General features: G+C 51.8%; 10 protein-coding genes. 6 read left to right on the top strand and 4 right to left on the bottom strand.

Annotated features, from left to right (window positions below):
* Positions 1–12 precede the first annotated feature (12 nt).
* The 4 genes from IGS61_RS05515 (at position 13) to IGS61_RS05500 (ending at position 6,730) form a co-directional block, all read left to right on the top strand.
* Positions 13–1,827, top strand: coding sequence for an McrB family protein (locus IGS61_RS05515; protein ID WP_230538688.1), 1,815 nt, complete (start codon positions 13–15; stop codon positions 1,825–1,827).
* On the top strand, positions 1,824–3,107 hold the full coding sequence (locus tag IGS61_RS05510; protein WP_230538687.1) for an McrC family protein: 1,284 nt from the start codon (positions 1,824–1,826) through the stop codon (positions 3,105–3,107). Before IGS61_RS05515 ends, IGS61_RS05510 begins: the two co-directional genes overlap by 4 nt.
* Positions 3,108–3,720: 613 nt before the next feature.
* The gene (locus IGS61_RS05505; protein WP_230538686.1) at positions 3,721–4,446 is read left to right on the top strand and encodes a hypothetical protein; all 726 of its coding nucleotides are present in this window, start codon (positions 3,721–3,723) and stop codon (positions 4,444–4,446) included.
* Position 4,447: 1 nt separating this feature from the next.
* Positions 4,448–6,730: a DEAD/DEAH box helicase gene (locus IGS61_RS05500; RefSeq protein ID WP_230538685.1), complete on the top strand. Its 2,283-nt coding sequence runs from the start codon at positions 4,448–4,450 to the stop codon at positions 6,728–6,730.
* 308 nt (positions 6,731–7,038) lie between these two features.
* On the opposite strand, the gene IGS61_RS05495 is transcribed toward IGS61_RS05500, so the two are convergent.
* Both IGS61_RS05495 and IGS61_RS05490 read right to left on the bottom strand, forming a co-directional pair.
* Complete coding sequence (locus IGS61_RS05495) at positions 7,039–7,479, bottom strand: addiction module antidote protein (RefSeq protein ID WP_329958039.1); 441 nt, start codon at positions 7,477–7,479, stop codon at positions 7,039–7,041.
* A 31-nt stretch (positions 7,480–7,510) separates the two neighbouring features.
* A complete protein-coding gene (locus tag IGS61_RS05490; protein WP_230538684.1) occupies positions 7,511–7,723 on the bottom strand; it encodes a type II toxin-antitoxin system RelE/ParE family toxin in 213 nt (70 codons plus the stop codon).
* Positions 7,724–7,965: 242 nt separating this feature from the next.
* Between IGS61_RS05490 and IGS61_RS05485 the strand changes: the two genes are divergently transcribed.
* Together IGS61_RS05485 and IGS61_RS05480 are read left to right on the top strand one after the other, a co-directional pair.
* Positions 7,966–8,352, top strand: coding sequence for a BPSL0067 family protein (locus tag IGS61_RS05485; RefSeq protein ID WP_230538683.1), 387 nt, complete (start codon positions 7,966–7,968; stop codon positions 8,350–8,352).
* Between the two features lie 10 nt (positions 8,353–8,362).
* On the top strand, positions 8,363–8,797 hold the full coding sequence (locus tag IGS61_RS05480) for an STY0301 family protein (protein ID WP_230538682.1): 435 nt from the start codon (positions 8,363–8,365) through the stop codon (positions 8,795–8,797).
* A gap of 127 nt (positions 8,798–8,924) precedes the next feature.
* Here the strand turns inward: IGS61_RS05480 and IGS61_RS05475 are convergent, their stop codons facing one another.
* Both IGS61_RS05475 and IGS61_RS05470 read right to left on the bottom strand, forming a co-directional pair.
* Positions 8,925–10,505, bottom strand: coding sequence for an isocitrate lyase (locus tag IGS61_RS05475; RefSeq protein WP_072454323.1), 1,581 nt, complete (start codon positions 10,503–10,505; stop codon positions 8,925–8,927).
* A gap of 336 nt (positions 10,506–10,841) precedes the next feature.
* Entirely contained in the window at positions 10,842–12,146 is a 1,305-nt protein-coding gene (locus IGS61_RS05470) for an MFS transporter (RefSeq protein ID WP_230538681.1), read from the bottom strand.
* Positions 12,147–12,288 lie beyond the last annotated feature (142 nt).

Genomic DNA, 12,288 nt, shown 5'->3' with positions numbered 1-12,288 from the left:
TCATGGGTCGATATGTCGCCAGCAGATTTAAACCAGGATGGACAAATTTTTCTCAAACGACTTATAGATGATGAGCGAAATTGGGTTTTGAAAGCATTGACTTGCATCAGGCGTAATTTTGTCGATGCCGACATATGGACGACTGGCGGTGTTGATAGCAAATATATCGACATCAGGGTGGGAGTAAAAAAACCTGGCAAAATAAAAGGCCGGCCATTGCTGTATCTGCAAAAAATAGCAGGTTCGAAGGCGAGACTTTCACTCAATAGCGATTACCGGGAAGGTGCAGGGATCGCTGCCACGATTGATATGTCGACCAGTGCGGACGATGTTGCATTGAACGCGTGGTTGAAAAAACTGAAATTGCATCTTTCGGAGTGGCCGGAGGCGATGAGCGGTGATGGGAATGTCCCTGCAAAATATGGAATTTCTGAAATTACTAAGACGGAGCCAGATGGAACGGGCTTGCCGCCATCAGTTTATGATGAGCGGATAATTCCCCTGAATCAAATCTTATACGGTCCGCCTGGCACCGGGAAAACCTTCAATACCGTCACCGCTGCGATGGAGATCGTCGCACCGGAAAGTGTGCAGAATTACAACGAGCGCGATCCGCAGTCGCGCCGGAATCTACAAACAGCATTTCAGCAATATTTGCAAAGCGGGCAAATCGTTTTTTGCACCTTCCACCAAAGTTTCAGCTACGAAGATTTTGTCGAGGGACTGCGCGCGACGTCAGAGCAAGGGCAGTTGCAATATGCTGTCGAGTCTGGTATTTTCAAACAACTTTGCGAGCGCGCCAAGCTTGGAACGACAGCGGCGGAAGACCCGTTCGATAAAGCGATAGCGGTACTTGCTGAGCTTTGCAGCGACCCTGAAGCTCGTCCCGTTCTATCAACCCGAACAGGGAAAAAATTCGAGGTCGAATACGAAGGGAGCAAGACCTTCCGCGTGTTCCCGAAAGAGTCGACGGTGCACGATGCCTACTACGTGGCCAATATTGAATTGGTGCGCAAGCTTTACCAGGGGCATGATAAAAAAGGCATGTACAACCCTTCTTACGTCGAAGGCATGCTGAATTACTTGAAAGAGCAGTGCGGCTTGCCGACTTACCAGCAAGCCCAATCGGCGGCGCAGGAGCGGCGTAATTTCGTCATTATCATCGATGAAATCAACCGCGGAAATGTTTCCCGTATTCTTGGCGAACTGATTACGCTGATCGAGCCAGGTAAGCGTGCCGGCAATGCCGAAGAGCTGTCAGTTGTCTTGCCGTATTCGAAAGAGCGTTTCAATATTCCATCAAATGTCTATATCATTGGTACGATGAATACGGCCGACCGGTCGCTGGTCGGCCTTGACATCGCTTTGCGCCGCCGTTTCGCATTCACTGAAATGACACCAAATCCCGACCGTTTGAGTAATCTAAATATCGGTACGCTGAATATTGGGAAGTTGTTGCGTGTCATAAATCAGCGCATCGAAGTGCTGCTGGATCGTGAGCATTGCATCGGCCATGCCTATTTCCTCGGTTTGAACGAGCAATCTGATCTCGTGGATCTGGCGTACATCTTCGACCATCAGATCATTCCGCTTTTGCAGGAATATTTTTTTGAAGATTGGGAGCGTATCAGCTGGGTTCTGAACGATCAAAACAAACCCGACCCGGCTCACCGGTTTATTGTCGAACCAACGCAAGCGGATGAAAGTGTGGAGGTATTGTTCGGTAAAGGGGCCGAAGCCTTGAAAAACAAGCGCTGGCGTTTGAACCGGGGCGCATTTGTGTTGGAGCAAAGTTTCATCGGTATATTGCCGGCGAGCAAAGCGTGATTGACGTAGTCGTTCGCGAATATGCCAGGCTGACAACGGCTGAGGTCATGCCGAGCCTGGATCTAGCGCAGGTGACCCAGACTGCTTTCAAGTGGCTGTGCAGCATGAACGCACAATTTCGTAAAAATGGCGTTGTCCTGTTGCAAATTCAAGACCAGCAATGGTTGTGTCTCGATAACTTCGTCGGAGTCATCGAAACGCCTTGCGGCACGCGCCTGGAAATTTTACCCAAGCATATGTACAGCGCTGACGACGCGGCCCGCTCGCGCAAATTGTTGTGCAAAATGCTCAGGGTGGTTCACGACCTGCCAGTGCGCGACGTCGGACCGGCCGATATCGAACTGTTCGACCAACCGCTGACGGAATGGGTCATGCGCCAGTTCCTGTTGTCACTAGAACATTTGTTAGTGCGCGGGATACGCTATGACTATAACCGTGTCGAGGAAGAGCAGCGCTATTTGCGGGGGCAACTGGATGTTGCGCAACAGATGCGGCAACCGCTCGGCAAGCAGCATTTTTTCCGTATCCGGCATGATGTCTTTCTGCCTGATCGTGCAGAGAACCGGCTCATCAAGAAAGCGTTGGACAGCGTCGCCAAGGCTGCACAAGATGCCGGCAACTGGCGCTTGGCGCGCGAGCTTTCCGGCGCGCTGGTCGATATCCCTGCATCCCGCAACCCTGGCATGGATTTTGGCAATTGGGCTGACGATCGTTCGATGGCGCATTATCACGACATCAAGTGCTGGTGTGAATTGGTCCTGGGTCAGCAAATGCCGCTGACGCAACAAGGCGCGTGGCATGGGATCAGCATGTTGTTTCCGATGGAGAAGCTGTTTGAGCGCTATGTCGCTACGTTCCTGGCCCGCATGATGCCGGCGGACAGGCGCATCAGCACTGGTGTGGGCAGCAAGCATTTATGCACCCATCTTGAGAAAGAATTTTTCCAGCTCAAACCCGATATCCTGATCCAATCGGCTAACCATCCGCCGGTCGTGCTGGACGCCAAATGGAAAAGGCTTGCAGGCAATGGCCCAGAATCAAAACTTAATTATGGATTAAGCCAGTCCGACTTTTACCAACTTTTCGCTTATGGGCATAAGTATCTGAACGGGGAGGGTACGCTTATTTTGATTTATCCGTGCAGCGACGTCTTCCCGGCGGCCTTGGAGCCATTCCATTTTTCAGGCAAGCTGACGATGTGGGTAATTCCGTTTGACCTCGACAAAGATCGCTTGCTTGACCAGTATCTGGCCTTGCCCTTTCTGGTGGATGCCGCCTGATCGGCGAGTGTGCGAGGCGCATCGCGCCATGCTGTTCGTCCGCACAGCATCAGGCATGGAGCGATAGGCCTGGCTGGCAAGAGGACTGAATGGGCCGGGGTCAGGTCCGCCATTTGGACACGGGCTGATGCAATGAGCACTGCAGAAGCCCAGTTAATTAGAGCAACGAACATACGTCCTCGGAACGCGATGCTACCGACAAAGACCTAAGGTCTTCTACTCCAACCACTGCACCAATCCGTGTCCAAATGGCGGATCTGATCCCGCGCGCATGGCAGAGATGGCGCGTGGAAGAGACTACGGGAAAGAACTGGAACGAGTGCACTTTATCGCATCAGATGTCGACGCCATACACTCCTTGCATTGTGCGATGGTCAAGTAAATTTGGGCATCTACGGCCCTATGCCTGAGCCCGTGTCCGAATGGCGGACCTGACCCCGTTACGTTTTACACAGATCGTTAGAAGTGCTCTAAGTCATTGAATCCATTAGGAATGTTTTAAAAATGCAATTTGTAAGCATTGCTTGCTTCAGAAATTATGTTGGTAGCTAGACAGGTTGATGATTATGGGTCATGCTTAACGGAAATGTTGGTTATCAAACCGGAGTGCGCTATGACAATTACTTTTTCATCCCCCCATGCTGACGCACTTTGGGGTTGCACTTATCAGCAAGCCACGAGCTCGGCTTTAAATAAAAATATAAAGCTTTGTTTCGTTGAGGTAAAGGATTTGCAAGTCTTCGCAAAGGCGCTGGTGGAGGTAGTCCTTGACAACTCATGGATAACTAACTTGGATAATAGATATCGCCGTGCGTATAGCAAAACGGTTAGCCAAACAGCGGCGAAGCTGGTAGCAACATTTACTAAAACTGCAAGCGCTGGGAATGTTGAGTCTGATTTCGGTGAAACTATGGTTTCCATTGGATCATCTCGTGCCTTAGAAATGCTTTTTAAGCATTTGAGAGTTCCGCTGGCGGAGTTATGGAAGCCGCAGATAAGTCAAAATGGAGGTTTTGATTTTCACACGACATGTTTGGAAAAGTTCATAAATTTCGGCGAGGCAAAATATTCTAGCTCAGCAAACCCCTATACTGATGCGATAGATCAGGCGCAAGAATTCCTTAACGATAATAAACATCTAAGAGATGTGACGGATTTAGAAAATCTGGTGGACGAAACATCTATCTCGTATTTGGACTCCGACGAATTTGGCGTAATTGCTGCATTTTCGGTGAATGCAAAAAAGCCAGAATTGATATTGGCTAATGCGTTTCTGGCTGCCGAACAAATGATGAAGGTAAAAAAGGTTAAGAATTTCTACTTGGTCGGAGTTCGTTAATATGCTGCTTTCCGTCGAGCAAGTAAAAAATTCCAAAAATCCTTCTAGAGATATATCCTCGTTGCTGGAGTTAATCCATAAAGAAGGTCCAAGTAGCGGTGAAATTTTGCAATTAATTTCGTTGTATAAGGAATTTCATGAAGATGAATTCGAAAAAATAGAGGAAAAAATAATATCCTCAATGGGGCTATTTTATAAAGTACCAAGTCCTGATAATTTATATTCTTTTATTCTGTCCGGGGTCGGAGATGAGAATAAGGAAGTTTTTGGTAAAACCTTAACGCCGGTTCAGGCTAGCGTTCGTTGGGCTATAGAAGAAAATCAATTTGTATCGATCTCAGCCCCAACTAGTGCGGGTAAGTCGTTTTCCATTAGAGATTTTATTGCGCAACAGACGGGTGATGCTGTAGTTATCGTCCCATCTCGTGCTTTAATTGCAGAATATATCAATAGTATGCGGGCCGCCTTTGGTTTAGATAAAAAGGTTATGGTGTCTGCGTTCGTCGATGATGTTTTTAAAAAGCGTGATCTGCGTCATATTTTTGTCTTAACTCCGGAGCGGGCCCGCGAATTATTTTTAATAAAGTCGAAGTTGAATGTTGAGGTGTTTTTCTTCGATGAGGCTCAAATGTCGGAGGAGAGCCAACGAGGTGTTGTTTTTGATGTTTTAGTACGGCGAGTAAGAAAAATATTCCCCGGTGCAAAGTTGATTTTTGCTCACCCATTTGTAGAAAATCCTGATGCCCAGTTTAAGAAACATGGCATTGTTGAATCGAGTTTTGCACGGGCATACAACCATGGTGCCGTTGGGAAGATATGTGTTTTTCGACATTCAAACAAGCGGGATTTTTATTTCTCCCCTTTCGGGGATAAAGGTCACCTGTTAAACCGGTGCATCGAATTCCCTGGCGGATTTGAGAATTTTGCGTTCTCAAATGAGCACTCGATATTAATTTACGTTTCAAAGGCGTCAATCTATAATGGAAAGTTCTCTGCCCCATTTCAGTTATATATAGATTCTCTTCCGGAAATTATGGAAATCCAAGGTCTTGATATAATCGAAACGATTAAACAACTGCTCGGAGCTGACGAGAGAGTGCACAGGTCTTCAATGGTCGCGCTACTACAGAAGGGGGTAGTTATTCATCATGGCTCGGTTCCATTAGAAGTAAGATTTTTAATCGAGGATTTTATACGACTCGGTTACGCAAGAATATGCTTTGCCACAAGTACATTGGCTCAAGGAATTAATATGCCTTTCGATATTGTGTGGCTGGAGAGCATGCGTATTATTGGCGAAAGTGAGGGTGATCGTGCTCTTTCTTTTAAAAACTTAATAGGTCGAGCAGGACGTTTATCTGATAAGAAAAAATTTGATTATGGATACGTTTATACAAAAAGCGCCGATCTTTTCTCTAAAAGGATTAATGAAAAATATGAACTTTCGGAAACCTCTATTGTGGAAAATTTACCAGATGAGGTGCAGGAAGATAATCAAGAATTAGTTGACTCAATAAAAAAAGATACTTTCGATGATGAGCACAATTTGCCAAAGTCAAAAGTGATGCGTTTGAGTGAAAATCCGATATCTTCTGCGTGTAGGCGTATTTTGAACCTATTGTATCAGCGGGAGATGATATCTGATATGGTAATTGGTAAGGATAATGAACCAATACGCCTCGCACTGATCGTTGATTTTAAGTTGATATTTGAGGCTTCGCTCGCAAGGATGCTCTATGAGGGCGAGGAGGCAATATTTGAACAGGCAATCAGGATATTTTTAATGACGCTAGGTGGTAAAACGTTTCGTGAGATAGTAGGGCAGAGATATAGTTACATTTCTAACAGGGAAGGAAGCGGGGCCGGTGGAGCAAAGTTTTCTCAAAAAGCGGAAAAACTACCGAATAGTTCGTTGGTGAAAAAATATCCATTTTTCCCAAATACCCCGGCGAAAGAGGTTGGCTATGACGCAATCGTCTTTGATACATATGATTATATGGATCAGGTAATTTCATTTTCGCTTTCAGATGTTTTTTCTGCTGCATTTAGAATATATGGAGAAGAAAATCAGGATAGGCGATCCGATAAAATGTTAGAGCTTTTACGGTTTGGAACAAATAACGATACTTATATGTTGTTGATGCGATATGGTTTTCCTCCGGAAAGCGTTGCTGAGATAGCGACATATGTTGTCAAAATTAATGAGAAGGAAATCGTTTTTTCCCCGGAAATACAGCGGGCGCCAAGCCATATTCAAGAAATGGTTGAGTGGTATCTACCTTAGTATTTGTTGCGCGAGCAGGGTCAGATCCGCCATTTGAACACGGGCTGAGGCATTGGGAGCGATGGAAACCCGCTCAGTCGAAAACCTGAGCTGCGAACGCATGCCCTCAGCGTGCGAAGCGGCCCGCGCAGTTGGCAGTAGCTGTTCGATTCGAAGAGGGCTGGGTCGGTAAGTACACCCTTCGAATTCGCCAATTGACTATAAATTTACGCCGACAAGGATTTAATAGGCTCTACTGGCACAAAGCATCAGGCTGTGTCCAAAGGGTATACCCGACGCCAGGCAGTAAAGGCCTTGGCAGTTCAAGGCTAGGCCAAAGCCGTCTTGCCTCGCGAACGCTGTTTCCCAGCCACTGCCTTTTTCGCAATAGGTTTGTCCGGCAGAGTAGCCCTTGCAACGCTATCGGCCGAAGCCGCATCCCTCTTCCCAGTCCCAACAACCTCCGCCACCAGCCGCACCCCAAGCGCACCAAGTACGCGGGTCATGGTTTCCATGCGTGGCTGACTATTCGGGCGCAGTGCCTTGTACAGACTCTCGCGTCCCAAGCCAGCCGCCTTGGCGATTTCGCTCATGCCGCACGCACGCGCGATATCGCCAATGGCGGCGGCAAATATGGCGGCATCGTTCGTTGCCAGCGCTTGCGTGATGTATGCAGCGGCGGCCTCATCGCTGGTGATGTATTCCGCTGGATCGAAGTCCTCCAGATCCAGCGCTTCAAGGTCGGACAGCGTGATGTTGTGCTCAGTCATGATGCACCTCCTGTATTGCTTCGGGTCGCTATTAATTTTTCGGTTTTGCGGCGGATTTCGCTGCAGCAGACTTCTTCAATTCCTTGACCATCTGCCTGGCCTTCTTGATATCGGCAGCCTGGGTGCTCTTGTCGCCGCCCACGAGGAGCACGATCACGTAGCCTTCAACTTCAATGAAGTAGACACGCCAGCCTGGCCCTGCATCAATACGCAATTTACGCACGCCACCACCAACTGCCTTCACGTCACCCAGCTAGTTTTACAGTCGGACGATGTGCTGGGTCTTATCGTCCTTGATATCGAACAAGCAGTCGCTGAAGTGCCTGTTTTTTGTAACCGTCTTCTGAGATATCTGTATTCATTCGAACACAGATGCGCAATCAAATTTGAATAAGCCTTATTCCCCCGCAAACCTTATCCCATCTCAACCCCCTCATCGTTTCCCCCATGTATCGTAAGCCTCTCCCACCAACCCCGGAGAGTCCCATGCCCTATGCCTACACCAAAGTCACCGACCTGGAAAAAACCACCATGGTTGGCAACCATCAATGCGTTGCGCTGGTCCGCCACTACGCGGGCGCGCCGGCCACGTTGGCCTGGAAGCAGGGGGAGGCAGTGCTGGGGAATCGTTTGCTGCGCAAGGGCACGGCCATTGCCACGTTTATCAACGGGAAGTATGCGAATCATCAACAAGGCAATCACGCGGCCCTGTATATGGGGCAGGCGCTGGACGGGATCATTGTCATGGACCAGTGGACGGGCAAGCGCCCGGGCATCGTGACTTCGCGCACCTTGCGTTCCAAAGGCCAGTACAAGAATGGCCTGCATATCGACCCCAGCAACAATGCCGACGCTTTTTTCGTCATCGAATAGGGGAGTGTCCATGCAACATCAACGTTGGTTGACCGGCGCCGCCTGCTGCCTATTCCCTCTGTTCGCGCAGGCTGCCGTGACTGCCTCATATGCCTGCCCGGAGAGCGTGCCTGCGACTTCGATCAGCCTGAACGCCGTGCCGGCTGGCTGGACGCCGTATATCGGCAGCCCACTCTACCTGAGTGCCGCGGCGCCGATCGACGGCGCACCGCAGCGCAGGGGACAGCTCGTACCCAGCGGGGAGCGCAAGAACAAAGGGCAAACAACGCTCAGCTACCGCCTGGAAGGCCGCTATCCAGACGGCAAGTGGCTGCAATGCAGCTATGGCGAGCATGGCGAAGTCACGCTGTCGCGGAGGATGGACGACAGCGTCAGCCTATGCGAGTTCACCTACAGGAAAGGCCGCAAGGCCGGGCAGAACGAGATCGATATCGATTGCCGTTAGCATCGGCGCCATCGTTTCGTGGCATGCCAATGAAGCATTAACATCCTTAAACAGGTGGGATTGCCGTTCGGTTAACGAAAAAAGCCCGCCAAAGCGGGCTTTTTCACTCTACCGTCAAACCAAACGCTCAGAACTGGTTCATGGTGTTGTCTTTACCAGCCGCCTTCAGCGCCGCTTCGCCGCTGAAGTAATCCTTGTGATCGTCGCCGATGTCCGAGCCGGACATGTTTTGATGTTTCACGCAGGCGATGCCCTGGCGGATTTCCTTGCGCTGCACGCCGGCCACGTAGCCCAGCATGCCTTGGTCGCCGAAGTATTCCTTGGCCAGGTTGTCGGTCGACAAGGCTGCCGTGTGGTAGGTCGGCAGGGTGATCAGGTGGTGGAAGATGCCGGCTTCGCGGGCCGAGTCGGCCTGGAAGGTGCGGATCTTCTCGTCGGCGGCGATCGCCAGTTCCGTCTGGTCGTATTCCACGCTCATCAGCTGGGCGCGGTCGTAGGCGGACACGTCCTTGCCTGCCGCTTTCATGCCGTCGAAGATTTGCTGGCGGAAGTTCAGGGTCCAGTTGAACGACGGGCTGTTGTTGTACACCAGCTTGGCGTTCGGGATGACCTTGCGGATTTCGCTGACCATGCCGCCGATTTGCGCGATATGCGGTTTTTCCGTTTCGATCCACAGCAGGTCGGCGCCGTTTTGCAGCGAGGTGATGCAATCGAGCACGCAACGCTCTTCGCCGGAACCGGCGCGGAACTGGAACAGGTTGCTCGGCAGGCGTTTTGGACGCAGCAGCTTGCCTTCGCGCTTGATGATGACGTCGCCATTGCCCAGCGCGTCGGCCGACACTTCTTCGCAGTCGAGGAAGGAATTGTATTGGTCGCCCAGGTCGCCTGGTTCATTGGTGACGGCGATCTGCTTGGTCAGGCCGGCGCCCAGCGAATCCGTGCGGGCGACGATGATGCCGTCGTCCACGCCCAGTTCCAGGAAGGCGTAGCGGATGGCGCGGATCTTGGCCAGGAAGTCTTCGTGCGGCACCGTCACTTTACCGTCCTGGTGGCCGCATTGTTTCTCGTCGGATACCTGGTTTTCGATCTGGATGCAGCAGGCGCCCGCTTCGATGAACTGTTTCGCCAGCAGATAGGTGGCTTCGGCATTGCCGAAACCGGCATCGATGTCGGCGATGATGGGCACGACGTGGGTGACGTGGCCGTCGATCTTGGCCTGGATCGCTTGCTTTTCAGCACCTTGGGCTGCATCCAGCTGGCGGAACAGGCCGCCCAGTTCGCGGGCATCGGCCTGGCGCAGGAAGGTGTACAGCTCCTTGATCAGTGCCGAGACGGCGGTTTTTTCATGCATCGATTGATCCGGCAGCGGGCCGAACTCGGAGCGCAGGGCGGCGACCATCCAACCGGAGAGGTAGAGGTAGCGGCGGTCGGTGCTGTTGAAGTGTTTCTTGATCGAGATCATCTTCTGTTGACCGATGAAACCGTGCCAGCAGCCGAGCGACTGGGTGTACTTGGATGGGTCCGCATCGTAGGCAGCCATGTCGTTGCGCATGATCTTGGCCGTGTACTTGGCGATGTCCAGGCCGGTCTTGAACTTGTTCTGGGCGCGCATGCGGGCGGCGGACTCGGGATTGATGGCGTTCCATGCGCTGCCTTGTTGGTCTTTCAAACCGGCAACAGCTTTGATGTCGTCTTGATATTGGGACATGTGAATCTCCTAAAAAGAAAAGCTATGTTTGAGAAAATCGCCGAGTGCGCCACAACGTCTTGTCGAAGCAAACTGCATGACTAAATAGTAGGCCGATTCGCGCCGATGTTCAAGTCTTATATAAGACATATAACTTAAATTAAGTCTTTGTTTTTCAACGGCTTAATTATAATTTTTCAGGATGTGAAATGAATTTTCAAAAAGTGAGAGCGGCGGTGTGAGCCATTGCTCATCAGGATTTCGCAATATGAAACGTCTTTTCAGATTTTGGTGCAGCGCGACATTCTGGGCGAAAAAAAAGCCACCCGAAGGTGGCCTGGGCCGTAGCCAGCTGAGTTATCGGCCAACAGTCTGCCGCTGATCCTTGATGAACAGCGCCGTCAGCATGCCGATTACGCACACGCCGATCACATAATAGGCGGGGCCCAGCACGTTGTTCTTCAGCATTAACGTCACGACCACGGGCGTCAGGCCGCCGAAGATCGCGTACGACAAGTTGTAGGAAAACGACAGTCCCGAGAAGCGCACCTGGGCCGGAAACGCCTGCACCAGCACGTAGGGCACGGCGCCGACGACGCCGACGAACAGGCCCGTCATCGCGTACAGGGGCAGCAGCAGGTCGGGGCGGGTGCCGACGGTGGTGTAGAAGATATAGGTACTGATGGCCAGCAGCACGGAACCGGTGAAGATCACGCGCTTGCCGCCCAGGCGGTCCGCCAGCATGCCGGCGATGATGCAGCCGAAGGCCAGGCAGAGTGTTGCCACGGTATTGGCGACCAGCGTGGTGCGCGGCGCGATGTGGTGGATCTTTTGCAGCAGGGCCGGCGTCATCAGGATGACGACGACGATGCCGGCCGACAGCATCCACGTCAGCAGCATCGATACGACGACGGCGCCGCGGTGGCTGCGCAGCACGGATTTCAGGGGCATTTCCGTAGCCAGCGCCTTGCGTTGCTGCATTTCCGCAAAAACCGGGGTTTCATGCAGCCAGCGGCGCAGATACATGGCGCCAAAGCCGAAGATGCCGCCCAGCAAGAATGGATAGCGCCAGGCGCCGTCGGTGATTTCTGCCGGCGTGTAGACGGTATTCAAGCCCGTCGCCACGAGCGAACCCAACAAAATACCGACAGTCAGGCCGGCCGTCAGCACGCCGCAGGCAAAGCCCGTGAAACGGCTCGGTACATGTTCGGACACAAACACCCAGGCGCCCGGCACTTCGCCGCCCACGGCCGCGCCTTGGAAGACGCGCATCAACAGCAGCAGCAGCGGGGCGGCCAGTCCGATGGTGGCGTAGGTCGGCAGCAGGCCGATCAGCAGGGTCGGCACGGCCATCATCAGGATGGAGAGGGTGAACATGCGCTTGCGGCCCAGCAAGTCGCCGAAGTGGGCCATGACGATGCCGCCCAGCGGACGCACGACGTAGCCGGCGGCAAAGATGCCGAAGGTTTGCAGCAGACGCAGCCATTCCGGCATTTCCGGCGGGAAGAACAATTGGCCGATGGCGTTGGCAAAGAAGACGAAGATGATGAAATCGTAGAATTCCAGCGCGCCGCCGAGGGCGGCCAGCGACAGGGTTTTATAGTCTTGCTGGGTGAGGGGACGGCTAGCGGCGTGGATGGCGGCGGTGTTGGAAGTAGGCATGTGTCTCGTTCTTGTATGTTATCGGAGATTGCCAGATCTAGCATACGCATTTCCGCCGCGTGAGTAAATGCGGCGCGTATGGGGAGCAGCCTCAGCTGCGCTTAATACAACGCCGCTATCATCAGCGTTGACTTCATTGGAA

This window comes from Janthinobacterium sp. FW305-129, from assembly GCF_020858115.1.
Lineage (GTDB): Bacteria > Pseudomonadota > Gammaproteobacteria > Burkholderiales > Burkholderiaceae_D > Janthinobacterium.
Note: the sequence above shows the minus strand (reverse complement) of the source record. Positions and strands in the feature narration are given on the sequence as shown.

Excerpts from the sequence above, each read along its gene's own strand:
- IGS61_RS05515 (WP_230538688.1), top strand. The coding sequence starts at position 13 with ATGTCGCCAGCAGATTTAAACCAGGATGGACAAATTTTTCTCAAACGA.
- IGS61_RS05505 (WP_230538686.1), top strand. The coding sequence starts at position 3,721 with ATGACAATTACTTTTTCATCCCCCCATGCTGACGCACTTTGGGGTTGC.
- IGS61_RS05500 (WP_230538685.1), top strand. The coding sequence starts at position 4,448 with ATGCTGCTTTCCGTCGAGCAAGTAAAAAATTCCAAAAATCCTTCTAGA.
- IGS61_RS05495 (WP_329958039.1), bottom strand. The coding sequence starts at position 7,479 with ATGACTGAGCACAACATCACGCTGTCCGACCTTGAAGCGCTGGATCTG.
- IGS61_RS05485 (WP_230538683.1), top strand. The coding sequence starts at position 7,966 with ATGCCCTATGCCTACACCAAAGTCACCGACCTGGAAAAAACCACCATG.
- IGS61_RS05480 (WP_230538682.1), top strand. The coding sequence starts at position 8,363 with ATGCAACATCAACGTTGGTTGACCGGCGCCGCCTGCTGCCTATTCCCT.
- IGS61_RS05475 (WP_072454323.1), bottom strand. The coding sequence starts at position 10,505 with ATGTCCCAATATCAAGACGACATCAAAGCTGTTGCCGGTTTGAAAGAC.
- IGS61_RS05470 (WP_230538681.1), bottom strand. The coding sequence starts at position 12,146 with ATGCCTACTTCCAACACCGCCGCCATCCACGCCGCTAGCCGTCCCCTC.